Consider the following 23719-nt stretch of genomic DNA (forward strand, 5'->3'; position numbering starts at 1 on the left):
GCGCTCACACCGCCTCGTCCGCGATGCCGTTCCGCAGCAGGCCGATCTTGTCGATCTCGACCTCCACGACATCGCCGGGCTTCATCCACAGCGGCGGTGTGCGGCGGGAGCCGACGCCGCCGGGCGTGCCCGTAGCGATGACGTCGCCGGGCTCGAGCCGGGTGAACGAGGAGCAGTATTCGATCTGGCGCGGGATATCGAAGATCATCTGGCTGATCGTCGCATCCTGCACCACCTCGCCGTTCAGCCGCGTCTGCAGCCGCAGCGAGCCGAGGTCGTCGATCTCGTCCGGCGTGACGAGCCACGGGCCGAAGGCGCCGGTCGCGGGAAAATTCTTGCCCGGCGTGAACTGGTGGGTGTGGCGCTGGAAATCGCGGACGCTGCCCTCGTTGTAGCAGGCATAGCCGGCGATGTGCTTGAAGGCCTCGCTGCGCGGGATGTAGCGACCCGGCTTGCCGATCACGATGGCGAGCTCGCCCTCGAAATCGAGATCGGTCGAGACGCGCGGGCGGATGATATTCGTGAGATGCCCGGTCTGGCTGTTGGCGAAGCGGCCGAACACCGTGGGGTTCTCGACCTCGGAGCGGCCGGTCTCCTTGCGGTGCGTCTCGTAGTTCAAGCCGATGCAGAGGATCTTGTCCGGGTTCGGGATCACCGGCAGGAAGCTGATGGCCGAGATCGGATGCCGCCTTGCGCCTGAGGCCGCTGCAGCCGCCTCCTTCAGCGCGTCCGCTGCGATCGCCGATTTCAGGTCCGGGAAGCGGTCGCGCAGGACGGCACCGAGATCGGCGACGTCGGTGCCCTCGACGAGTCCCCAGGTCGGCGCATTGTCGACGGTGAAGCTTGCAAATCTCATCCGATGTCCTCAGGTCGAAACCGCCGCTACGGCGGAGGGAGAAGCCGGTTCTTGCGCCGATTTCGCGAAGCGCGCGATGGTGCGCTCCGGGAAGATCAGCGCGAAGGCCGAGATGGCGCCAACGATCAGCACGCCGGCGGTGAAGGTCATGGCGTGGGCGTAGCCGAGCGGCGCGTTGCCGCCGGCCTCGCCGACGATCCAGCCGGTGAGCGCATTCGACACCAGCGCGGAGGCCGCGTTGCCGGAATAGATCACGACGATCAGCCGGCCGCGCTGGATTGCCGGCGCCACGGCGCCGAGCGCGACGGGGCCGAAGATCGTGGTGAGACTCGGCGCCGCGAAAGCGATCGCGATGCAGGCGAGCTGCAGCGGCCCCGAGGTGACGATGCTCAGGAGCAGCGCGCAGCCGGCGGCGAGCAGCGCGAGACCGGAGGCGTGGCCGAGGCAGGCACGCAGGCTGAAGCCTCTGCGCTGCAGAACCTGCGTCAGCCAGGAGCCGCCGAGCAGCAGCGGCGACTGGAACAGGTAGATCCCCGAGATGATCCAGCCGACATCGACCTGCTTGTAGCCGAGCCCGAGCTGCAGATAGGGCGGCAGCCAGGTCGCGGACATGCCGACGATCCAGTACGACGCGGTCGACATGATGATGACGCCGATCACGGTCGGATCGGCCCACAGCACGCGCGCCGGCAACGCCTTGTCCTTCGCCGCCGAAGCCTCCGGCGCATGGGCGGAGTAGGGTCCTTCGCCACCGACGAAGAACCAGCCGAGCATCCAGGCGAGCCCGAGCAGGCCGCAGAACAGGAAGCCGGTGCGCCAGCCATAGCTCACGATGACATAGGTCAGGATCGGACCGCCGGCCAACAGACCGACGCTGATGCCCTGCAGCACCACCGCGCTCGGCACGCTGCGCTTGTCCTGGGGAAACCAGTTGTAGCAGGCGTGCAGCGCGGTCGGCAGTCCCGGGCCTTCGCCGGCGCCGAGAATGATGCGGCAGATCACGAGCACGGCGATCGAGCCGGAGAAGAAGATCGGGATCTGCGTCGCCGACCAGACGGCGGCCATGATCAGGAGCAGCCATTTCACCGGGAAGCGGCCGACGACGAACATGCCGACCGCCATGCCCGACAGCGAGAACAGCAGGAAGAAGCTGCTGCCGATCAGCCCGAACTCCTTCGGGCTCAAGCCAAGCTCCTTCATCATCGGCACGGCCGAGAGGCCGAATACCAGCTTGTCGAAGAAGTTCAGCGTCTGGAACAGGAACAGCATGATGAGGACGGCGATCGCGCGTCCTCCCACACTGGGTCTGGCGGTGTCCGATGATGTGGTCATGGCGTTTCCCCGTTTGACATTCTCTTGTTTTGATTAGTGCAGTCGTTGGTTCAGCTCGCTCAGCAGCGCGGCGAGCTCCGGCGCGTCCGTCGCGACGCCGTAGACATAATGATCGGGGCGCACCAGCGCGGCGCTGCAGCCGTGGCGTTCGAACCAGCGTGCGACGACGCCGCTCTCCTCGTGCAAGCCGTGACCGCCGATGGCGATCACACTGATCCCGGCGTCGCGGGTCGCGGCGTCGATCGAGCTCGAGTTCAGCGCGCCCCGCCCGTCGAGGACGAGCCGCCATCCGGTGCCGGCGATGGTATCGAGCAGCGCTCGCCCCCCACCGTCGCCGACGATCCAGGGCTGCGGAAACAGCGTGCCATTGGCCGCGTTTGCCCTGGTCGCGAGCAGTCCCTGCGTCAGCGGCGGCACGATCTCCTGCCGCGTGATGGTGCGCGGCGCGCCGCCGCCTTCGGCAAGGATACGCGCATCGCGTGCCGCTGCGGCCGCGGGATCCTGCTCGCAGATGACGCGGCCGATCGCCTTGATGCGCGTGGTGAGCTCGCGCACATGCGTGCTGCGCTCGCTTTCATAGCTGTCGAGCAGGGCCGTGGTCGATTGGCCGCGCAACACGCGCGCGAGCTTCCAGCACAGATTGGCGGCGTCGCGCAGGCCCTGGCACATGCCCTGGCCGATGAAGGGCGGCTGCTGATGCGCGGCATCGCCGGCGAGCAGGACGCGCCCCTCGCGCCAGCGGTGCGCGACCAGCGCATGGAAGCGGTAGCTCGCCGCGCGCCACAGTGTGGCGTCCTCGGGCCCGAGCCAGCGGGACAGCAACTGCCAGACCCGCTCCGGCTGCTCCATCGCGTGGCGGTCTTCCCCCGGCCGCAGCATGATCTCGAAGCGGCGATGGTTCCCGGGACCGATGATGTAGGTGGTCGGACGCGCGGGATCGCAGAATTGCGCCGCGGTGGCCGGGAGCTTGCCGGCGCTGCCAGCATTCACGAGAAGATCGACCACCAGCCATGGCTCGTCGAAGTCGAGATCATCGAAGCTGATGCCGAGCTGCTGGCGCACGGTGCTGGAGGCGCCGTCACAGGCGATCACGTAGTCGGCGGTGACCTGATGCGTCGTGCCGTCCGCCCGCTGCAGCACGACGGTCGCCGCCGTTGCATCCTGCCGGATCGCGACGAGGCTCGTGCCCAGCTCGACCGTCACCGACGGACAGGCGCGAACGCGATCGCGCATCATCTGTTCGACCGGCGGCTGCGTGAACACCATGCTCGGCGTGTAGCCGAGCGGGTAGGGCGGGCCGACCATGTCGATGCGGCGGATCAACTGCCCTCGTGCGCCGAAATGCTCGGACGCCGGGAACGGCGCGACGTACCGGCTGACCTGTTCGGCGATACCGAGATTGTCGAACAGCCGCATGATCTCGTGATCGAGCGCGATCGCGCGCGGCTTGTCGTAGATCTCGACAGCGCGATCGATCGCGAGCGTTTTGATGCCCTGCATGCCGAGCAGGCTCGCGGCGATGGCGCCGGTCGGACCGAAGCCGATGACGGCAACCTCGAAATGCGTGTGATCGGACGTGGCTGACATGGAAACTCTGGAGTTGGACAACGAGTCAGGCGGCGTAGCCGACCGCGAGCTGCGCGGCCTTGACGTGCTCGGCCTTGGGCGGCGCGATGCCCCATTGGTCGGTGCGGCCGGGCGGCCAGACCCAATGCTCCGGCCCACGCACGACGTAGTCGTCGTCGACCTGCAGCACCTCGGCGGTGTATTCGATCACGGTCCCGACGGGATCGATGAAGTAGGCGAAGACATTGTCGCCGGGGCCGTGGCGGCCGACGCCCCAGGCGATCGGATGGCCGGCATCGATCATGCGGCCCGCGCCGCGCATCACGCCTTCCCAGGTCGGCATCAGGAAGGCGACGTGGTTGAGGCCGTTGACCTTGGCGGCGGCGATCACCACCGCATGGTGATCGGAGTTGCAGCGGACGAACGCCATCGCCGCGGAGCGATCGGTCAGCTTGAAGCCGAGCGCCTTCTCGTAGAACGCAGCCGTGCGATCGACGTCGGTGCTGTTGAGATTGACGTGGGCGAGCCGCTCGGGGAGCTCGGGCCGCGGTGGCTTGGCGTCGTGCCTGAGGTCGTCATGAACGAAGCGCAGCACGCCGCCTTCGGGGCCGCGCAGGCTCATGATCACGCCGCCGTCGGGACCGGGGTTCGGCGCTGGCGCTGCGATCAGCGTCGCGCCTTCATGGATGGCGTTGCGGCTGACGGCACCGAAATCACTGGACTCGGCGAGGCGGAAAGTCACCGCCTTCAACTCGGTACGCTCGCTCTGGTGCAGCGCTACGACATGATGATCGCTGCCGGTCGCACGGAGATAGACGATGCCGCGGGCCTCCGCGACGCGCTCCAGCCCCCAGGTCTGTCGATAGAACGCTTCCGAACGCGCGAGATCTGGCGTGCCCAGATCGACACTGCGCAGAGCCGCGACCGGAAACCGGGTCATGAGCGTGTCCTCCTGCGCGATGCCCGGGTGAGGACGCGCGACGTTTCTATCCCTGGCCGGCAGAACCGGCTCGTCCTTTTTATTACATAAAAAATAGGAATCAATCAGAATTTATAAATTTTATGTTCTGTAGCCTCGCTCTATACATGTCGTCTGATTCAGAGGAGATCGGGCGTGGATGCGGTTTTGGAGGCCGAGGGGCAGGGCCCGTCGACGCAGGCGAGTCATGTGTATGACCGGCTGCGCGAGGACCTGCTGTCCGGCCGGCTGGCGCCGTCGCGCAAGCTGCAGATGCGGTTTTTGACCGAGACCTATCAGACCGGGCAGACACCGCTGCGCGAGGCGCTCAACCGCCTCACTGCCGACGGACTGGTCGAGGTGCGCGAGCAGCGCGGCTTCTACGTCAAGGACATCAGCCGCGCCGAGCTCGCCGAGTTGACCAAGACGCGCTGCTGGGTCGAGGCGCTGGCGCTGCGCGAGTCGATGGCGGCGGCGACGCCTGATTGGGAGGAGCAACTGGTGCTGGCGCAGCATCGGCTCAGCCGCGCGCCGCGCTCGCTCAGCGCGACCACGTTCGAGGACAATCCGGAGTGGGAGAGGCTGCACCGGATCTATCATCGGGTCCTGATCTCGAACTGCGGCTCGCAGTCGCTGATCGCGTTCTGCGGCCAGCTTGCCGACCAGCTCTATCGCTACCGCCGGCTGTCGATCCGCAAGGCGTTTCCGTCACGCCCCGTCGGCGACGAGCACGCCGACATCGTGAACGCCGTGCTTGACGCCGACACCGAACGCGCGGTTGCGCTGCTCACGGCGCACTATCAGCGCACCGCCGACGTGATCCTGCAGGACGAGACGATCTTTCCGGAGCTGCGCAAGGACAAGCAGATTTAGGATCACGTCGTCGCGGCGAGGAAGAAGTCGACGCGCTTCTCGACATGCGCCTGGGCTTCCTTCTTCAGGGTGCGCATGTCCTCGCCGAGCAGGCTGCGGATCAGCACGGCGAACACCACGAGATCGAGGAAGATCCGTGCGCTGTCCTCGATGCGGTCGGCCGAGAACGCGCCCTTGCCGGCAAGGCCTTCGGCGCGCGCGAGCTCGCCGATCGCATGGCTCACATTGCAGGTGGCGCGCTTGCGCGCGGTGTCCTGGATCTCGAGCGTCAGCTCGGGAAACCGCGGATTTTCCGCAATCGCGGTCCGCATCAGGCCGATCGTGTCTTCGACGAAGGCGCGCTCGATCAGGGTGAGTCCGAGGCTGATCAGCCGGGCGCGGAAGGTGCGGCCCTGCGGCACCAGGTTCTCATATTGGGTGTTGCGCGCGGCATGGCGGGCGATCACGGCCGCGAACAGCGCGGCCTTGCTGGGAAATCGCGCGTAGATGGTCGGCTTGCCGGCACGCGCGGTCTGCGCGATTTCGTCGACGCTCGCGCCTTCGAAGCCGTTGGCGAGGAACACCGTCTTTGCCGCATCGAGAATGCGCTCCTCGACCTCGCCGGCACGTTCGAGCGGAGGCCGCCCCACCTTGCCGCGCGCCGTCTTGGAAGCAACCATTCGATCCGCCATGGCTTTCTTTCTTTCGAGGCTTTCTTTCGCGGCCTTTGTGTTCCCGTCCTGTTTGGCACAGGGGTCCGGATTGTTCAATCAACGCGGCCGGGGGCCGCTGCTCATGCCTGGGACGTTAACGCGTTCCACGGAATATCGGCTTGCCCGTGGGGTCTCGAACACTGAGACTGCACAAAACGATTTAGGAGGAAAACCATGGGACGGACATTCGTTCATTTGTCGTTGCTCGCGGTCGCCTGCGTCGCGGCCGCGCCGCTTGCGCGCGCTGAAACCGTCATCTTGAAGTCCGAGCTCAAGGCCGCCAACGAGGTGCCGCCGAACGCCTCGCCCGCGACGGGCGCGGCCGAAGCGAGCTTCGACACCGCCACCAGGACGCTGAGCTGGAAGGTTACCTATTCGGGCCTCACCGGGCCGGCGATGGGAGCGCATTTCCACGGTCCCAGCGAGCCCGGCAAGAATGCCGGCATCGTGCTGCCGTTCAAGAGCCCGGAGACCCCGATTACCGGTTCGGCCGTCATCACGGACGCTCAGGCGGCCGACCTGCTGGCCGGCAAATGGTACGCCAACGTCCACACCCAGGCGAACCCGGGCGGCGAGATTCGCGGACAGATGACCCGGCAGTGAGGCGCGTGCCCGACGCGCGCGGGCTCGCCGTCACGCGGCCAGTTCCGGTTCGCCGGCCTGGCCGGGAACGGCCGAGGCCCGGCGCACGTCGAGGAACTGCTTGAAACGCCCGAGCGACAGCGGCGGCGCAACCAGATAGCCCTGGCCTTCCTCGACGCCGCAGGCGATCAGCGCATCGACCTGCTCCTGATGCTCGATGCCCTCGGCGACCACGGACATGTCGAGCTCGCGCGCCAGCGCCACCAGCATCTGCACCACCACGATGGCGGACTGGTCGCGGGTGATCGCGTCGACGAAGAACTTGTCGATCTTCAGGATGCGCGCGCCGAGCCGCTGGATATAGGACAGGCCGCTATGGCCGATGCCGACGTCGTCGAGTGCGACGCGGAAGCCGAGCTCGCTGAGCTCCTTCACGACATCAGTCGCCTTGGCGAGATCGGCGAGCTCCTCGCGCTCGGTGACCTCGAGCACGACCTGGCGGGTGGAGACCGATGACGACGCGACCGTCTTGCGCAGATCGTCGATGAAGCGGTCGCCGAGCAGGTGGCGCGGGGTGACGTTGACGGACAGCTTGAACAGCTTGTCCTGCTTCATCTCCGGCTGCAGCTCGCGCAAGGCGGTCTTGAGGAGCTGCCAGGTCAGTCTCTCGATGCGGCCGGAGCTCTCGGCGAGCGGGATGAAGCTCATCGGCGGGATCAGCCGGCCGTCCGGCTTCTCCCAGCGCGCCAGGATCTCGCAGCCGACGATGTCGCCGGTCTTCAGTCGGAAGGTCGGCTGCACATAGGGCTTGAACTCGTTGGCCGCGAGCGCGCGGTCGAGCTCGGCGACCGGGTCCACCGGCCGGCTGAGGTAGCTCGCCAGCAGCAGGCCGAACATGCCGCCCAGCGTGCCGGCGGCGAGCATCGTCAGGAGATAAGCGAGGTCGCCGCGCGCGCTCAGGCTCTGCGGCCGCACATGGATCGTGGCCTGCAGCGGATAGCGGTCGGACACGGTGGTGAACGCGACGGTCTGCGCCGGCGATCTGGCGGATGCGTCGGGATGATAGCCGGCCACCTGCTCGCCATCGGGCAAAGTCAGGGTGACGTTGCTCTCGGCGCGCAGGCCGACCGGCATCACGTCCAGCAGATTGCCGTCGATGCGCAGGATCGCCGCCAGCGACCGTTGCGGGTCGATGTCGCGCATCACGCCGAACGCGGCGCCGGTGAACTGCTCGACGCGGAACAGCCGCAGCTCGCCGTCGGCGGACTTGAACATCTCGTCGCGCCGCGCCCAGCCATTGTCGAATTCCAGTGTTTCGGAATAGGCCGCGCACTTGACCGCGCCGTCGCGATCGACGGTGCGGATGTCCTTGATGATGGTGCCTTGATAGACGTGAAGGCGCAGCGCCTGCAGCGCGACGGCGCTGCAGTCCATCGGTCCTTTCGCGATCAGACGGTTCAGGATCGATCCGGCCGAGTCGATCGCGGCCTCGGAACGGCGCAGCGCCAGCTTGCTGAGCTCGCTGAGCTGCCGCGCGGTCTGGTTGCCGATCAGCGCGGTCACGGCGAGATCGGCGCCGGCCAGGAAGATCCCGACGCAGGCGACCACCGCCGCGACACGAAGCATGTGTTTACGTTGCAATGCCATCGTGTCGTGAACGCCCCCGTATGACCACGGGTATCCTTCAATCCAACCTTCAACTTTCCGTATATGCGCCCCAGGATGCCCGTCCGCAGCGGCACGGTGGGCCGTGAGCGCAGGAAGCTGGTTAATGAAAGGCTACCGGCTCAGGCCGCCTTGTCGGTGGTGTCGAGCGGCATCGCCGTCTCGGCGCGCTCGGCCGGCAGCAGCATCAGGGCGGCGAGCGCCGACAGGCTCAGGCTCGCCGACACGATCAGCACGCCGCGGCCGAGCCCGTCGATGAGCAGGCCGAACAGCAGCGGCGCGAAGGCCTGGCAGATCCGCGACGGCGCCCCGATCAGGCCGAGCCGGTAGGCGTAGTTGACGGGGCCGAAGATCGCGAGTGGCAGCGTGCCGCGAGCAATGGTCAGGATGCCGTTGCCGGAGCCGTGCAGCAGCGCGAAGGCCGCCGCCGCGCCGCCGCCGAACAGCCCGATTGTCACGGCGCCGATCGGATGGGTGATACAGGCGAGCCGCGCCGAGGCGAGCGGATGGAAGCGGCTGAGGAAGCCGGCCTCGAACACGCGCGCGGCGACCTGCGCCGGCCCGATCATCATGCCCGCGAACAGCGCCTGTGCAGGGGTTGCGCCGAAGGCCTGCATCAGCCGCGGCAGATGCACCGCCATCGCCGCGGTCACGGTCCAGGCCGCCGCCATCGCGAACGCGATCAGGATCATGGGACGATCGAGCGGAATGTTCGGCTTGCCCCCCGGCATCTCGCCGGGTGCCATCTGGGTCGCGCGCGGCAGCGACAGATTGAGCGGCAGGCCGATCACGAGATGCGCGATCGCCCAGGCAAAGCAGGTCTCGCGCCAGCCGATGGTGGCGAGCCCCCAGGTGCTCAGCGGCCAGCCGACGGTGGAGGCAAAGCCCGCGATCAGGGTGATGCCGGTGATCGCGCCGCGCGCATCCTTGCCATAGATGCGCCCGAGCGCGCCGAACGCGGCGTCATAGAGGCCGAGCCCCATGCCGACGCCGAGCCACAGCCACGCGATCGCCATCACCCACAGCGAATGCGACAGGCCGAGCAATGCGAGCCCGATCGCCAGCACGATGTTGGAGCCGCACAGCACCTGGCGGCCGCCGACGCGGTCGATCTGGCGGCCGATGCGCGGACCCAACAGGCCGGAGATGATCAGCGAGGCGGAGAAGGCGGCGAAGAACCAGTTGTTGGACAGGCCGAGATCCCTCGCGATCGGGTCGGCGAGGATGGCGGGCAGATAGTAGCTCGATCCCCAGGCCAGCGTCTGGGCGGTGCCGAGAGCGATGACCACGCCCAGCCGTCTTGCCTGCATTCCCGTCGACCTCTCCTCAGTTCTGGGTCACGAAGTCTCGGCGTCATGAGCAGCCGCAGCCGCTGCGGCCAGCCGCCTTGGCTTTGGCGTCATCGGCACAGCAACTGTCTACGCCCGATGGCGCCGGTCCGCCACAGCAGCCGGGCAGGGCTGCAATGCTCTCCACTCCGCCGCGGGTGCAGACGCCGGTCTCCGGCAGCTTCAACTCGACACGATGCGCGGCGGCCTTGTCGCCGGCGATGTCGGCGGTGATCGAACGGACCTGCTCATAGCCCGTCATCATCAGGAAGTTCGGCGCGCGGCCATAGCTCTTCATGCCGGCGAGATAGAGCCCGGGCTCGTCGGCCTGCGCCAGCTCGCGTGCGCCATGCGGCCGCACCGTGCCGCAGGAATGTTCGTTCGGATCGATCAATGGCGCGAGCGCCACAGGGGCCTCGATCGCGGGATCGAGCCGCAGGCGCAGCTCCGCCAGCAGCGACAGATCGGGGCGGAAGCCGGTGGCGACGATCAGCTCGTCGGCGGTGACGTGGCGGTCGCCCGCGGCATCGATCCGCAACCGGCCGTCCTCATCGGTGATCCCGATGACGCCGAAGCCGGACTCGAGCCGGATGCGGCCCGAACGCACCAGCGCGGCAAAGGCCAGGCCGAGCTCGCCGCGCGCGGCGAGCTGGTCGGCGCTGCCGCCGCCGAATGCCTTCGCGGGATCGTCGCCGCGCAGCAGCCAGATCGCCCGCATGCCCGGCGCGACCTCGGCCAATGCGGCCAGATCGATCAAGCTGCCGATCGCCGAGTGGCCGGCACCGAGCACCGCGACCGTCTTGCCGGCATAGCGGCTGCGCTGCGCGCCGCGGACGTCCGGCATCGCGTAGGCGATGCGCGCCGCATGCGCGGCCTCGCCGAGCGCGGGCAGCCCGCTATGGCCGGCAGGATTGGGCGAGAACCAGGCGCCGGAGACGTCGATGACGGCGTCGGCCTGCAGCGCCGCCTCGCCCTTGCCGTTGTGGGCGCGGATCTCGAACGGCGCATCGGCGCGTCCCTTCGACCTGGCCTTGTCGAAGCCGGCGCGGCCGATCGCGGTGACGCGATGCGAGGTTCTGATGACGTCGCGCAGCGCGGTGCGCGTTGCAAGCGGCGCGAGATAGGATTCGATCAGCTCGCGCCCTGTCGGATAGGCCTCGGGCTCGGGCGAAGTCCATCCCGTCGCCGCCAGCAGCCGCGCCGCAGCGCTGTCGATGTTGTACTTCCACGGCGAGAACAGCTGGACGTGCTGCCACTGCCGCACCGCATGCGCGGCTTCTGGACCTGCTTCCAGCACGACCGGGGTCAGGCCGCGCGCCAGCGCGTGGGCGGCGGCCGCCAGCCCGACCGGGCCGGCGCCGATGATCGCAACCGTCTTGGCATCCATCACGCTATTCCTCCCATATTTCTAGAATCATCGAATTATTTGTCAAATGATCAGGCGGCCGGCCTCTCGGTGCCGCAGCCTTGCTCCTCAGCGCAACACTCGGAGACGAGGAAGCCGAGCAGGGAGCGCATCACGTCGTATTCGGCGTGACAGACCAGCGTGGTGCCCTCGCGCTGCTGCGAGATCAGCCCGACCGCGACCAGCGTCTTGACGTGGTGCGACAGCGTCGAGGCCGGGATCTTCAGCCGCTCCTGCAATCGGCCGACCGGCATCCCGGCATGCCCGGCGCGCACCAGCGCGCGGTAGATCTTCAGGCGCGTGGTGTTGCCGAGGGCTTCCAGGCGGGCAGCGGCGTCATCGAGCTTCATGACAAGCAGGATGGGGCAGGCGGCGTGCCGAAGTCAAACGATATTTCTAGAATATTGGAAATAACGCGCCGCGGTGCATCGCCGGCGGGAGGCGCGTCCGGCGCGCTATCGCAGCCGGTAGCCGGCATGGCAGCCCACGCAGGCCGCCATCGTCTCGCCGAGCGCCTTCAGCGCCGGCTTGAGGTCGCCGGTCACGCCCGCATTCTGCGCTTCGATGGCGAAGCGGCTCGCCGCCTTGTGCATGGTGGTGCCGGCCTCCTGCATGCCCTGGGGCATGAACCCGGCCACCTCGGCGGCGCCGTGCAGCCGCAGCGAGCTCATGCCGAGGCGCTGCTCGGCGATCTGGCCGGCCTTGTCCGGCTCGCCCGCCGCGAGCGCGTCGTTGATCTGCTGCAGCGCCAGCAGATGGTCGCGCATGTTGGCAAGCGTATGCTCGGCGAGGTCGGGCGGAAACGCCACCCGCTCGCGCGGGTCTGCCGGAAGCATCCCGTGGCTGCCATGGTCGTGATGGCCGTGGTGCTGCGCCGTCGCGATGCCGGCGGATGCGACGAGGGCCAGCGTAACGGCGGCGAGACGCAGGCGCATGAGGACCTCCATTGAGCGAACGCGGTGACGTCTTCCCTAGACCGCGCAGCCGGACGGCGCATATGATCCAGATCATATGCCGAGGATTGACCATCTCCCGCCCGAGGGCACGCGCCCGCCGCTCGACTGGCGCGCTCTTGCACGGCTGTCGCCGTTGCTCGCCGCGCTGCCTGCGGCCGCGCGGTTGCGGACTCGGCGCATCCAGGTGCCGCGCCAGGGCACGGTGTTCTGTCGGGGTGATCGGCCGCGGGCGATGTTCTTCGTGCTGACCGGCGAGGTGAGGCTGGTGCGCCGCTCGCGCGCCGGCGACGACATCGTCCTGCAGCGGGCCCGCCGCGGCTTTCTCGCAGAGGCCAGCCTCGACCAGTCGACGTATCATTGCGACGCCGTCGCGGCGCAGGATTCGGCGCTGCTGGCGATCGACCGCAAGGCCTTCGCCGAGGCGCTGCGCCGTCCCGAGATCGGGGACCGATGGTGCGACCATCTCGCCCGCGAGTTGCGCAAGGTCCGGGCGCAGTCGGAGCGGCTCAGCCTGAAGACGGCGCGCGAGCGGATCGTGCATTTCATCGAGACCGAAGGGGAGGGCGGCGAGGTCGAGCTCGGCCGGTCGAAGAAGGACTGGGCCGGCGAGCTCGGCGTCACCCATGAAGCGCTCTATCGCGCGCTGGCGCGCATGGAGCAGCACGGCGAACTCATCGTCGACGGCACCCGCCTGCGCTTGCGATGAGCCTTCCAGTCTGCGGAGCCTCTCGCTCCGTCGTGCATTCCTGGTGCGGCCGGCCTTGACGTTTGCTGGTTATATCGATAATTCTGGATATATGGAAAACGAACAAGCCGTTCTGGCCTTGGCGGCGCTGGCGCAGCCGACGCGCATGCAGGCCTTCCGCACTCTGGTGCAGCACGAGCCCGACGGGCTGCCGGCGGGCGAGCTCGCGCGTCTGCTGGAGGTACCGCAGAACACGCTGTCGGCACATCTATCCGTGCTCGCCCGCGCCGGCCTCGTCAGCTCGATCAGGCACAGCCGCTCGATCGTCTACCGGGCCGATCTCACGCAGTTTCGCGAGGTCGCGCTGTTTCTGCTGCAGGACTGCTGCGGCGGCCGGCCGGAGGTCTGCGCGCCGGTCATCGCAAGTCTCACCCCCTGCTGTCCGCCGAAGCGCAAGGAGAAGAGCCGTGTCTGACCGCATCTACAATGTATTGTTCCTCTGCACCGGAAATTCGGCGCGCTCGGTGCTCGCCGAGTCGATCCTGCGCAAGGACGGCGCCGGCCGTTTCCGCGCCTTCTCCGCCGGCAGCACGCCGAAGGGCGCGGTGCATCCGTTGGCACTCGAGACGCTCGCGCGCATGGACTATCCGACCGACGATCTGCGCTCGAAGAGCTGGAGCGAGTTCGCCGCCGCCGGCGCGCCGGCGATGGATTTCGTCTTCACGGTCTGCGACAACGCCGCCGGCGAGGCGTGTCCGATCTGGCCGGGGCAGCCGATGACCGCGCATTGGGGCATCGAGGATCCGGCGGCGGCCGCAGGCACGGAGCTGGAGAAGCTCGCGGCGTTCACGACCGCCTTCCGCTATCTGAAGAACCGGATCGACGCCTTCATCAATCTGCCGCTCGGCCGCATCGATTCGATGTCGCTCGGCACGCGGCTGCGCGCGATCGGGACGGGCGAGGGAGCAACGTCGTTCCGCTCCGACGTGGCCTGATCCGATGACGATCTTCGAGCGCTATCTGACGGTCTGGGTCCTGCTCTGCATCGTCGTCGGTATCGGTCTCGGCCATCTGATGCCGGGGCTGTTCGCGGCTGTCGCGTCGGCGGAGGTGGCGCGGGTCAATCTGCCGGTCGCGGCCCTGATCTGGCTGATGATCATCCCGATGCTGCTGAAGATCGATTTCGCCGCGCTCGGCAACGTGAAGGAGCATTGGCGGGGCATCGGCGTCACCCTGATCGTCAATTGGGCGATCAAGCCGTTTTCGATGGCTCTGCTCGGCAGCATCTTCATCGGCCACGTGTTCGCGCCGATGCTTCCCGCAGGCCAGTTGTCGTCCTACGTGGCGGGTCTGATCCTGCTGGCGGCGGCGCCGTGCACGGCGATGGTGTTCGTCTGGTCGAATCTGTGCGACGGCGAGCCGCACTACACGCTGAGCCAGGTCGCGCTCAACGACGTCATCATGGTGTTCCTGTTTGCGCCGCTGGTGGGCCTGCTGCTCGGCGTCGCCTCGATCTCGGTGCCCTGGACCACCCTGCTGCTGTCGGTGCTGCTCTATATCGTCGTGCCGGTCATCGTCTCGCAACTCTGGCGCCGTGCGTTGCTGCGTAGCACGGACGGGGCGTTGGAGCGCGCCTTGCGGGTGCTGCAACCGGTCTCGCTCGTGGCGCTGCTCGGGACGCTCGTGCTGCTGTTCGGCTTCCAGGGCGAGCAGATCCTGAAGCAGCCGGTCGTCATCGCGATCCTGGCCGTGCCGATCCTGATCCAGGTCTATCTGAACGCGGGGATCGCCTATTGGCTGAGCCGCCGGCTCGGCGTGGCCTGGTGCGTCGCGGCTCCGGCCGCCTTGATCGGCGCCAGCAATTTCTTCGAGCTGGCGGTTGCCGCCGCGATCAGCCTGTTCGGGCTCGACTCGGGGGCTGCGCTCGCGACCGTCGTCGGGGTTCTCGTCGAAGTCCCCGTGATGCTCTCGGTCGTGCGCATCGTCAGGGCGACGCGTCGCTGGTACGAAGCAGGCCTGCCGGCCTAGCCTTGGTCCGTGCCTTGGTCAGAAGCCGGTTCGCCTCACCGCCGCGGCTCGTCCTGATCGTCGTCGTCGCCTTCGCGGTCCCGGCGCGCGGGCTCGTAGCTCAGCAGCTGGCTGTCGGCCCGCGCATGCAGCGCCGCGAGATGCGCATAGGCCGCCAGGGTGCCGTCATCGGCACGGGCCACCGGCACCAGCGTGGGTGCCGTCTCCCGGCCGGCTTGTGACATCCCCAGGAGGCCGCCCAGCCCCGCCAGCACGGCTGCCAATGTCATCGTCTTACGCATTCTCGTCTCCGAACTCACCGCGCCCCCGGCTCGCTCCGTCCGGGCGGGATCATGTCGCAACGAGGCTGACGGCATCCTGTCAGGTTGAGTCAGCGAGACGTCAGCTTGTCTCGGGCAGGATGCCGATCCCTTGCGAGTTTCCACCCGCGCATCGGCCTGAGCGCAATTCCGACATCGGAAGTTCAAACTAAAATCCGCACCAGCTCCTTAGCATCTGCGAACGCTCCGCAAGTCGACCCCCGCAATTCGAACCCAGTGGCGCGCGCGCAACGAATGACGACGAGCTTTGAAGATCAGAGCGTCAGGCCCCGGGAAGATCATGCATTTGCCTCAAATCGGACGGTTCATGCGCATCACGGCATTTGCGATGCTGATCTCGACGGCGGCGTCCGCGGCGACGGTGGCGCGCGAGGACGATCGCGAGCGCCGTGATGCCGTGCGTCGCGCGGTGGAGGCGGGCGACGTCCTGCCGCTGTCGCAGATCCTGCCGAGATTGCGCGGCCGGATCGCCGGCGACGTGATGGGAATCGATGTCGACCGCCAGCGTGGCCGCTGGCGGTATGAGTTTCGGGTGATCGGCCGTGATGGCCGCGTGCGCGAGGTCTATGTCGATGCGCGCAGCGGCGAGATCGAGCGGATCGAGGAAAAATAGATGCGTGTGCTGCTGGTCGAGGACGATCCGCGGCTGTCGTCCGACCTGGCGCGGACGCTGCAGGCGGCGGGCTATCTGGTCGAAACGTCCGACAACGGCGAGCAGGCCTGGTTTCTCGGCGACACCGAGGACTATGGCGCCGTGATCCTCGATCTCGGCCTCCCCGGCATGGACGGCCTGTCGGTGCTGAAGCGCTGGCGCGGCGCGGCGCGGCATATGCCGGTGCTGATCCTGACGGCGCGCGCGAGCTGGGCCGAGCGGGTCGACGGCATCGATGCCGGCGCCGACGATTATCTGCCGAAGCCGTTTCGCAACGAGGAGCTGCTGGCGCGACTGCGCGCGATCATCAGGCGCTCCGCCGGCCATGCCGCTCCGGTGCTTTCGTCGGGCGACCTGATGCTCGACGAGCGCCAGATGAAGGTCAGCCTGTCCGGCGTGCCGGTGACGCTGTCGCAGCTCGAATACCGGCTGATCGCCTATCTGCTGCGGCAGAGCGGCCGCGTCGTGCCGCAGCATGAGCTGGAGGAGAACGTCTACGGTCTCGGCCACGAGCACGACTCCAACGCGCTCGAGGTGCTGATCCGGCGCGTGCGCAAGAAGCTCGGCGCCGACATCATCGAGACCCGCCGCGGCTTCGGCTACATGATCCCGGAGACGACGGAATGAGGCTCGGCTCGCTGCGGCTGCGACTGGTGGCGGCGGGCACCATCGCGCTGCTGGTCGCGCTCGGCGTCGCCGGCTTCGGCATGGTCGTGCTGTTCAAGCGCCACGTCGCGCGCACGCTCGCCTCCGATCTCGACATCCACCTGCGCCAATTGCTGAACGGCCTCGAGGTCGATGCAGAAGGGCGCATCGTGGTCGCGCGGCCGCCGGCCGATCCGCGCTTCGTGGTGCCGCTGTCGGGGCTGTACTGGCAGATCTCGGACGATCACGGCCAGTTGCTGCGCTCGCGCTCGCTGTGGGACACCATCCTGCCGCTGCCCATCGACGAGCCCGGACCGAGCGACGTGCATCAGCATGAGCTCGCCGGGCCGGATGGCGAACACGTGCTGGTTGCCGAGCGCGGCATCCTGATGAATCCGGAAAGCCAGATCCGCGTGCGCGCGGCCGTGGCCTACGACCTCGACGGCGCCACCAGTGCGGTGCGGACCTTCGCCAAGGATCTGTCGATCGCGCTCGCCGTGCTGGCCGTCATCCTCGCCGTCGGCACCTCGGTTCAGGTCACTCTCGGCCTGCGTCCGCTCGGCGTGCTGCGCCGTGGCGTCGCCGAGATCCGCAGCGGCCGGCGCCAGCATCTTCCCGTGGACGTGCCGACCGAGGTGGCGCCGCTGGTCGAGGAGGTCAACGCGCTGCTCGATGCGCAGAGCCGCGAGATCATGCGCTCGCGCAGCCGTGCGGCCGATCTCGCCCACGGCTTCAAGACGCCGCTCGCCGCACTCGCGGCCGACGCCGCGCGCTTGAAGGAGCTCGGCCAGATCGAGCTGGCGCGCAATGTCGAGGATGTCGCCGAGGCGATGAGCCGGCAGGTCGATCGCGAGCTGGCGCTGGCGCGGCTGCGCGGCAAGGCTCGCGGCGGGCCGGAGGCCGCAACCGAGCTGGCGCCGCTGGTGAATGCGCTGCTCGGGACGCTCGGCCGCACGCCGGCGGCCGCCCATGTCAGCTTCGATGGCGAGGTGCCTCCAAGCCTGCGCGTCGGCATGGACCGCACGGATCTCGCCGAGGTGCTCGGCAATCTCCTGGAGAACGCCGCGCGTCATGCGGCGAGCACGGTTCGCATCGTCGCCAGTGCGACCCCTCTGATCGTCACTGTCGAGGACGACGGTCCGGGCATTCCGGACGCGAAGATCGGCCGCGTGCTCGAACGCGGCGGCCGCCTCGATGAGCAGGGGCCGGGCAGCGGGCTGGGGCTCGCGATCGTGCAGGACGTGCTCGAAGCCTATGGCTGGCGGCTGCACATCGGACGTTCCCAGCTCGGCGGCGCCAGGATCACGATCGCGCCGGCCATCGTCTCGGCGCTCCGCTGGTCGCACCCCGCGACGTCGCAGGCCACCCCGGCGCCGTCCATTCTGACAGCAGGCTGACATCCCGCGTCAGCGGCGCGACGCCCCCGGTCGGCTATTTCCTCCGGTCCTACCACCCCGCGCTCCGGCCTGCCGGCAGCGGGGGCCAATGGCCGAAGGAAGCTGATCATGCGCATTCGAAACTCCGCCAAGACGTATGGCTCCGTCGCGATCGCACTGCACTGGATCGTCGCCGTGCTGGTGCCGGCGGCCTGGATTTCAGGCCATCTCGGCGACGTGCTGCCACGTCCCGCTCATGACATGGGCCTGTTCATGCACGTCTCGCTCGGGCTGTCGATGCTCGGCTTCGCGCTGGCGCGCCTGGCCTGGCGCCTGGCCGATCCGCCGCCGGTGCCTGAAGCGACCAAATTCGGCGCGTGGACCGTTCATGTCGGCGAGATCACGCATCTGCTGATCTACGGCATCATGTTCGCCATTCCGGTGCTTGGCATCGTCACACAGTTTGCCCGCGGCTACGGCTTGCCGGTGTTCGGCCTGTTCGAGATCGCCTCACCCTGGATCGGCGACCGCGGCTTCGCCCACGACATGAAGGAGATCCACGAGGCGCTGGCCAATGGCCTGATGATCCTGATCGGCCTGCACGCAGGCGCCGCCTTGCTGCACCATTACTGGCTGCACGATCGCACCCTGCGGCGGATGGTGCCGGGACTGCGGTGATCGCGCCTGTCATCCGGGCCTGCTAGAAGGTCTCCGTCGAACACGCCATCGGAGGCCGCCATGCCGGCAACGCCGCACATCGAAAAGCACTTCACCGCGTCGGAGGTCGTCCGCGACGTCGTCATCGGCATGGCCGACGGCCTCACCGTGCCGTTCGCGCTCGCCGCCGGTCTTTCGGCGGCGGTCGCCAGGACCGACGTGATCGTCACGGCCGGCCTCGCCGAGGTCGTCGCCGGCGCGATCGCGATGGGGCTCGGCGGCTATCTCGCCGCCCGCTCCGACGCAGAGCACTACGCCGCCGAGGAGAAGCGGGAGCACGACGAGATCGAGAAGCTCCGCGGTCGCGAGGTCGAGGAGGTCGCGGCGATCTTTCGCGGCTATGGTCTCGAAGGCCAGGCCTTGACCACCGTGGTCGACGCCATCGCGTCCGATCGCAAGCGGTGGGTCGACTTCATGATGCGCTTCGAGCTCGGCCTCGAACGCCCGGATCCGAAGCGCGCGCCGGTCAGCGCGGTGACCATCGGCGGCTCCTACGTGATCGGCGGCCTGATCCCGCTGATCCCCTACATGCTGGCGGCCGACATCTCGTCGGCGCTCCGCATCTCCGTGATCGCCACTGGCATTGCGCTCTTGATCTTCGGCGCCATCAAGGGCCACTTCACCGGCGTCAACAAGATCAAGTCTGCGCTGCAGACCGCCCTCGTCGGCGGCCTCGCCGCCGGCGCCGCGTTCTGGCTGGCGCATCTGTTCGGGTGAGGTGGAGCGGGATTGCGGTCTAGGCCGTTCGGACGAAGGTCACCGGGCCGGTCATGATCCCGTCACCCGAGCTGTAGGGTGGGCAAAGAGGCGTACGCGGCAACGCCGCGTCGCATCGGGCCCACCGCGCGTTTCGAGCGGTGGCGATGGTGGTCACGCGCCGCTTTGCCAGCAGCGTCAAGATTGATGGCACGCTGAACTAACAACCTGCCGTAGGGTGGGCAAAGGCGCGCCGGGATGCGGCCTTGTCGGGCGAGCTTTCACGCGCGCCGTGCCCACCGCCTACACCCAGCGCCACCGATGGTGGGCACGCGCCGCCCTTGGCGTCGCTTTGCCCACCCTACGGCAGCGTTGTCTGTGACAAAGAGCTTTAGGCTCGCCGAGTTCGAGACTGTTGGTGCTCTGCGGATCTGGACGTCCTGACGACGGCGTTGGGTTGAGACCATGCGTCAGCCTTGAACCAGCATAGCTCACCTTTAGGCCAGAATCTGACGTTCCATCCAATTGGCCGTTGCGGGGAGTTATGGTAGTCGGTTTGGGTGAGCAAGACCCTGACCCCGACCAAAGCAAGAGACCTCGCGATCCGCCTCGCATCTGCTCGCCCTGACGAAGCGCTAAGCGTCGCAAGGGGGATAGAAGCACCTTGGTTCAGGTGTCAGGCGTTATCTCACGTCGCACGCCATTGGCCCGATGAAAGGTATAGCCGCCTCCTTGAAGAGGCGATTCTGGCAGCCGACTGTCAGGAGGATATTTTCAATCGTGTAGCCGTCTCGGCATGGCCGATCAGGGCATACCTCGAGCGCGGCAACGGGCCACCCGCCAAAGAACTTCTCACAAAGTATGTCGCTGCCTCCAGCGCCATTGAAAACATGGGGAGTCGTTCAGAGGCGCTGTTTTCCATATTTCAAGCGTCAAAGCCCTTCGACACCGGGTTATGGCGCCCTGTATTTTGGGCTTTGGTGGCAGCAGCGGAGCCTGCTCTTTCCTGGCGTCAGCTTAGAAACCTGAGGGACGCCGTCGCAATGGTTGCCTCCGATCACGATGAATTGGTGCATCAGGTATTTGAGAAGCTTTCTGAACCGAAAAATCTTTCGACCGTGAGACGCTACCTCGGCCAACATATCAAGCAGCAGCCGCGCTCCTATTTCTGAGTCATGAGCCGCCGAAGCTAGCTGCGATCGCCTGCTTTTCGTGGAGCAAGAGAGGGTCACCTGACGACGCGGATACCGAAACCCGCCGCGCCTGCGGATGAAGCCCGCCTGGACGTGGCCGCGCCGGCAGACCCTTTCGGATTGGTCAGCCTCATGTCATGATGGCTGATGATGCGCGCGCTTCTCCTCATGACTTCAATCATCGTGCTTGCAACCGCTCCAGCCGCGGCTCAGCGGTTCGATGGCAATGATCCGGTGTGCCTCCAGACATGGGACTGGGGCGGGTCCAGCACGATCGCGTGCCAGTACAGGTCGTGGGAGGCGTGCAGAGCGGGGGCCGCGGGCCTTTCGGCCATGTGCTTGCCGAACCCCTATGCACAGCGCCCGCCTGAGCCGAGCCGCCGTCGGCCTCCCCGGTAGGCGCTGATTGTGGTCTGACAAGACCCCGATCTTCGACGGAGCGGCCATCGTCGGAGCCGACCAAAAGGTTCGAGATGAGCCAGGAGCGGCCACGCGTTGTTCCTCAAACTGGGGGCGTACTTGCCAAGCTCGATAGTGCCCGCTATCGTCAACTCCAACATCAAGAGTTGGGCCGACGCCCAGCGCCAACCTGCTCCCCGAGCAAGGTGGCTTTCTTCCTTCGGAAGAAGATGTGGCCGGTCCGGCAACTAAACGGGACAAGCCACCACGGCGTCATGCGCTCATCTCTTCGAAGAAGGGGACGAGAATGACTGTCGATCGAATCGAAATTGAGCTGGCCGATGCAAGGTCCCCGGACCTGATTAATCTCGTAACCGCGCTGGACGATTTCTTAAACAAGGTCTGCGGGGTGGAGAGGAATCACGGCTCTCCAATTGATCGGCTAGCGCACGACGACACGCAAATGTTTATCGCGCGGATTGCCGGACAAGCCGTTGGCTGTGCAGGGCTGCAGGTGTTCGCGGATGGTACCGGGGAGGTGAAGCGCATGTATGTCGTCACCGAGGCTCGGACAACTGGAATAGGCAGCAGGCTCCTGACGCGCGTTGTGGAAGCGGCCTTGACCGCCAAGCTGTCGGTTCTGCGGCTGGAAACCACGGAATTTCTTCCCGATGCCCAGAGGCTCTATCGGGCGAAGGGGTTCGTTCCGTGCCCAGCGTATGGCCCTTACGTTTCCAACCCGATCAATTTGTACTTCGAGAGATGGCTGACGAAATGATGGTCGAGGGCGATGTGACGACAAGGAATAGATGATCAAGTCTGCTTTTCGATCGTGTTGCACAATCGAGATCGCCTCTCAGACCAGCCTTACATGGGGTGGTTACTCCGCCATCGCTAGCATCCTACATGGTTGAGGTCGAGCATTCAGATGGCACGGAGATGCTTGTGTTATTTTTCTTGCATCGAGGAGGCACGGTTTGCTTTCGGAAAGCTCCCAAGGACAGAAGAGTTGATAGCGCGTGACGATCCTTACCTGTTGAAGAGGTTGGCGTCCTCATCGCCGCGTTGAATAAGGATGAGTAGCGATTTCTCACCAGCCGGTCACACAGTTTGGTCGTAAGGGAGTTCCGTTCGTTCCATGTCCGTTGTGGGCCAACAAGAGACGTCGCCATGAGGATGGTTGGCGGGTATCCAAAGAAAACACTTCAACAGGCGTTCTGCTTAATTCCGTTAATGATTAGTGTGTAGCAATCTGGTCAAGCTCGCAACGGGTGGGATCATCCTATGCATATTCGCCAGATTGTTTTCGCTGTCGTGCTGCTGCTCGGCGCTTTGGTTCGGTTCGAGCATGCCCAAGCTGAAGATGGCTTCCCAGCAGCGGAGTGGGAGCGCGTCACGCCTGCAGAATTGGGTTGGTCAGAAACCGGATTGACCCAAGCGCGATCCTTTTCGGATCAGATTCATTCGAGCGCGGTTGTGATCGTTCAGCACGGCAAGGTCGTGGCCGAGTGGGGCAGTACGACGAAGCCGATGGAAGTCGCTTCAATCCGCAAGAGCATGCTCAGCGCCCTGATCGGCATCGCAGTGTCGGATCACCAGATCAACCTTGACAGCACGCTTGGCGAACTTGGCATCGACGATAACCCGCCTGGCTTGACCGGGGTCGAGAAGGGCGCGACGGTGCGCGAACTCCTCGAAGCGCGTTCCGGGGTCTACCACGCGGCGCTCTATGAGACGCCGGACAATGCCAAGATGAGACCGCCGCGCGGCAGTCACCCGCCCGGCACCTTCTGGTATTACAACAATTGGGACTTCAACGCGCTTGGCACGATCTACGAGCACGCAACTGGCATCGGCCTCTTCGAGGCGCTCGACCAAAAGATCGCAAAGCCAATCGGCATGCAGGACTACCGGCCACAGGATGGCAGCTACGTCCGCGGCGAAGCGTCTATCCACCCCGCCTATGAGATCCGCATGAGCGCACGGGACTTGGCGCGTTTTGCACTTCTCTATCTTCACAAAGGCAATTGGGCCGGACACCAGATCGTGCCGCGGGAGTGGGTGGAAGAGAGCACGCGCAGCTATTCGAAAGCAGCGTTCGGGATGGGCTATGGCTATCTCTGGTGGATCGGCTTTCTGGGCGGTGACGTTGCGCCTACGGTGACTTTGCCCGAGGGCAGCTTTATGGCCCAAGGTGCCGGCGGCCAATACGCCTTAGTCGTACCCGCACTCGACCTTGTCGTGGTGCATCGTGTCGACCGCGATGCGCCGTACGTCGAACCTTCATTTCGCAACATGGCTAGGCTCTTCTGGCTCATCCTGAAGGCCGATGGCTATGATCCGGGGCCCGATGCCTCGCTCACCGCAGCAACCGGCGAAAGACCGACAGGTGAGACCCTGGCCGCAAAATTCAAGGGCAAGACGATCAGCTTCGGTCCGAAGCTCAAGAATGGTCCGTTATCCATGCGATTCGAGCCCGACGGCCGGATGACTTATCCGCACTGGGACGAGTCCTTTGGGCCTGCAACGGGGACATGGGCGGTCGCGGAGGATAAGCTCTGTATCTTGGTCTCGGCTGCTAGACGTCGTTGCTACATTCCAGTGCTGAACGGTGAGCAGATTGAGTTGTTCGACCAGCTTGGCGTCATGCAAATCGCCGGGGTGGCGCTGCCTCAGTGATCTGCATGCAGCAATCGGCTCGCGACGTCGGTTCAGGGTCGATTCCGTTGAAAAACTCGGCAGTAGTTTCGTCGTGAACGCCGGCTGTTCCGAGGACGCGTTGGCTTGGTGGGGGA

Annotated in this window: 26 protein-coding genes and 1 riboswitch; of the genes, 15 read left to right on the plus strand and 11 right to left on the minus strand. The window is 66.4% G+C overall.

Annotated features, from left to right (window positions below; all coding sequences use genetic code 11):
* Positions 1–4: 4 nt before the first annotated feature.
* The 4 genes from QW845_RS31135 to QW845_RS31150 are packed head-to-tail and all read right to left on the minus strand — an operon-like array spanning position 5 to position 4694.
* Positions 5–856: a fumarylacetoacetate hydrolase family protein gene (locus tag QW845_RS31135; protein ID WP_315805337.1), complete on the minus strand. Its 852-nt coding sequence runs from the start codon at positions 854–856 to the stop codon at positions 5–7.
* A 9-nt stretch (positions 857–865) separates the two neighbouring features.
* Positions 866–2188, minus strand: a complete 1323-nt coding sequence (locus QW845_RS31140) for an MFS transporter (protein ID WP_315805338.1) — start codon at positions 2186–2188, stop codon at positions 866–868.
* A gap of 33 nt (positions 2189–2221) precedes the next feature.
* A complete protein-coding gene (locus QW845_RS31145) occupies positions 2222–3775 on the minus strand; it encodes a bifunctional 3-(3-hydroxy-phenyl)propionate/3-hydroxycinnamic acid hydroxylase (RefSeq protein ID WP_315805339.1) in 1554 nt (517 codons plus the stop codon).
* A gap of 25 nt (positions 3776–3800) precedes the next feature.
* The gene (locus QW845_RS31150; protein ID WP_315805340.1) at positions 3801–4694 is read right to left on the minus strand and encodes a VOC family protein; all 894 of its coding nucleotides are present in this window, start codon (positions 4692–4694) and stop codon (positions 3801–3803) included.
* A 174-nt stretch (positions 4695–4868) separates the two neighbouring features.
* Between QW845_RS31150 and QW845_RS31155 the strand changes: the two genes are divergently transcribed.
* Positions 4869–5585, plus strand: a complete 717-nt coding sequence (locus QW845_RS31155; protein WP_315805341.1) for a GntR family transcriptional regulator — start codon at positions 4869–4871, stop codon at positions 5583–5585.
* Between the two features lie 2 nt (positions 5586–5587).
* On the opposite strand, the gene QW845_RS31160 is transcribed toward QW845_RS31155, so the two are convergent.
* Positions 5588–6244 carry a TetR/AcrR family transcriptional regulator gene (locus tag QW845_RS31160; protein ID WP_315805365.1) on the minus strand — a complete coding sequence of 219 codons (657 nt, stop codon included), beginning with the start codon at positions 6242–6244 and terminating at the stop codon, positions 5588–5590.
* Positions 6245–6451: 207 nt separating this feature from the next.
* Between QW845_RS31160 and QW845_RS31165 the strand changes: the two genes are divergently transcribed.
* Entirely contained in the window at positions 6452–6880 is a 429-nt protein-coding gene (locus tag QW845_RS31165; RefSeq protein ID WP_315805342.1) for a CHRD domain-containing protein, read from the plus strand.
* A 30-nt stretch (positions 6881–6910) separates the two neighbouring features.
* Here the strand turns inward: QW845_RS31165 and QW845_RS31170 are convergent, their stop codons facing one another.
* From QW845_RS31170 to QW845_RS31190, 5 genes are all read right to left on the minus strand, one after another.
* Positions 6911–8485: an EAL domain-containing protein gene (locus QW845_RS31170; protein WP_315805343.1), complete on the minus strand. Its 1575-nt coding sequence runs from the start codon at positions 8483–8485 to the stop codon at positions 6911–6913.
* Between the two features lie 161 nt (positions 8486–8646).
* Positions 8647–9834 (minus strand): MFS transporter, encoded by a 1188-nt coding sequence (locus QW845_RS31175; RefSeq protein WP_315805344.1) that lies wholly within the window; start codon positions 9832–9834, stop codon positions 8647–8649.
* Positions 9835–9877: 43 nt separating this feature from the next.
* Entirely contained in the window at positions 9878–11242 is a 1365-nt protein-coding gene (locus QW845_RS31180) for an NAD(P)-binding domain-containing protein (RefSeq protein WP_315805345.1), read from the minus strand.
* Between the two features lie 47 nt (positions 11243–11289).
* Positions 11290–11607, minus strand: a complete 318-nt coding sequence (locus QW845_RS31185) for a metalloregulator ArsR/SmtB family transcription factor (RefSeq protein ID WP_315805346.1) — start codon at positions 11605–11607, stop codon at positions 11290–11292.
* A gap of 105 nt (positions 11608–11712) precedes the next feature.
* Positions 11713–12192, minus strand: coding sequence for a hypothetical protein (locus tag QW845_RS31190; RefSeq protein WP_315805347.1), 480 nt, complete (start codon positions 12190–12192; stop codon positions 11713–11715).
* 76 nt (positions 12193–12268) lie between these two features.
* Here QW845_RS31190 and QW845_RS31195 point away from each other — a divergent pair, with 76 nt between their 5' ends.
* From QW845_RS31195 to arsB, 4 genes are all read left to right on the plus strand, one after another.
* Complete coding sequence (locus QW845_RS31195; protein WP_315805348.1) at positions 12269–12919, plus strand: Crp/Fnr family transcriptional regulator; 651 nt, start codon at positions 12269–12271, stop codon at positions 12917–12919.
* Positions 12920–13010: 91 nt separating this feature from the next.
* Positions 13011–13373, plus strand: a complete 363-nt coding sequence (locus QW845_RS31200) for a metalloregulator ArsR/SmtB family transcription factor (protein WP_315805349.1) — start codon at positions 13011–13013, stop codon at positions 13371–13373.
* A complete protein-coding gene (locus QW845_RS31205; RefSeq protein WP_315805350.1) occupies positions 13366–13893 on the plus strand; it encodes an arsenate reductase ArsC in 528 nt (175 codons plus the stop codon). Before QW845_RS31200 ends, QW845_RS31205 begins: the two co-directional genes overlap by 8 nt.
* A gap of 4 nt (positions 13894–13897) precedes the next feature.
* The gene (arsB, locus tag QW845_RS31210; RefSeq protein ID WP_315805351.1) at positions 13898–14926 is read left to right on the plus strand and encodes an ACR3 family arsenite efflux transporter; all 1029 of its coding nucleotides are present in this window, start codon (positions 13898–13900) and stop codon (positions 14924–14926) included.
* 35 nt (positions 14927–14961) lie between these two features.
* Here the strand turns inward: arsB and QW845_RS31215 are convergent, their stop codons facing one another.
* A complete protein-coding gene (locus tag QW845_RS31215; RefSeq protein WP_315805352.1) occupies positions 14962–15207 on the minus strand; it encodes a hypothetical protein in 246 nt (81 codons plus the stop codon).
* 346 nt (positions 15208–15553) lie between these two features.
* Here QW845_RS31215 and QW845_RS31220 point away from each other — a divergent pair, with 346 nt between their 5' ends.
* The 9 genes from QW845_RS31220 (at position 15554) to QW845_RS31260 (ending at position 23603) form a co-directional block, all read left to right on the plus strand.
* On the plus strand, positions 15554–15859 hold the full coding sequence (locus QW845_RS31220) for a PepSY domain-containing protein (protein ID WP_315805353.1): 306 nt from the start codon (positions 15554–15556) through the stop codon (positions 15857–15859).
* The gene (locus QW845_RS31225) at positions 15860–16525 is read left to right on the plus strand and encodes a response regulator transcription factor (RefSeq protein WP_315805354.1); all 666 of its coding nucleotides are present in this window, start codon (positions 15860–15862) and stop codon (positions 16523–16525) included.
* Positions 16522–17940 carry a sensor histidine kinase gene (locus QW845_RS31230; RefSeq protein ID WP_315805355.1) on the plus strand — a complete coding sequence of 473 codons (1419 nt, stop codon included), beginning with the start codon at positions 16522–16524 and terminating at the stop codon, positions 17938–17940. Before QW845_RS31225 ends, QW845_RS31230 begins: the two co-directional genes overlap by 4 nt.
* Positions 17941–18048: 108 nt before the next feature.
* Positions 18049–18597, plus strand: coding sequence for a cytochrome b (locus QW845_RS31235; RefSeq protein ID WP_315805356.1), 549 nt, complete (start codon positions 18049–18051; stop codon positions 18595–18597).
* A 60-nt stretch (positions 18598–18657) separates the two neighbouring features.
* Complete coding sequence (locus tag QW845_RS31240; RefSeq protein WP_315805357.1) at positions 18658–19353, plus strand: VIT1/CCC1 transporter family protein; 696 nt, start codon at positions 18658–18660, stop codon at positions 19351–19353.
* Between the two features lie 539 nt (positions 19354–19892).
* Positions 19893–20504, plus strand: coding sequence for a hypothetical protein (locus QW845_RS31245; protein ID WP_315805358.1), 612 nt, complete (start codon positions 19893–19895; stop codon positions 20502–20504).
* 171 nt (positions 20505–20675) lie between these two features.
* On the plus strand, positions 20676–20924 hold the full coding sequence (locus QW845_RS31250) for a DUF3551 domain-containing protein (RefSeq protein ID WP_409997987.1): 249 nt from the start codon (positions 20676–20678) through the stop codon (positions 20922–20924).
* A 152-nt stretch (positions 20925–21076) separates the two neighbouring features.
* Positions 21077–21186: riboswitch (SAM-I-IV-variant riboswitch) on the plus strand.
* Between the two features lie 45 nt (positions 21187–21231).
* The gene (locus tag QW845_RS31255) at positions 21232–21702 is read left to right on the plus strand and encodes a GNAT family N-acetyltransferase (protein ID WP_315805359.1); all 471 of its coding nucleotides are present in this window, start codon (positions 21232–21234) and stop codon (positions 21700–21702) included.
* A gap of 506 nt (positions 21703–22208) precedes the next feature.
* Positions 22209–23603 (plus strand): serine hydrolase, encoded by a 1395-nt coding sequence (locus QW845_RS31260; RefSeq protein ID WP_315805360.1) that lies wholly within the window; start codon positions 22209–22211, stop codon positions 23601–23603.
* Positions 23604–23719: the final 116 nt, after the last annotated feature.

This window comes from Bradyrhizobium sp. SZCCHNS3002 (assembly GCF_032377435.1).
Taxonomy (GTDB): Bacteria; Pseudomonadota; Alphaproteobacteria; order Rhizobiales; family Xanthobacteraceae; genus Bradyrhizobium.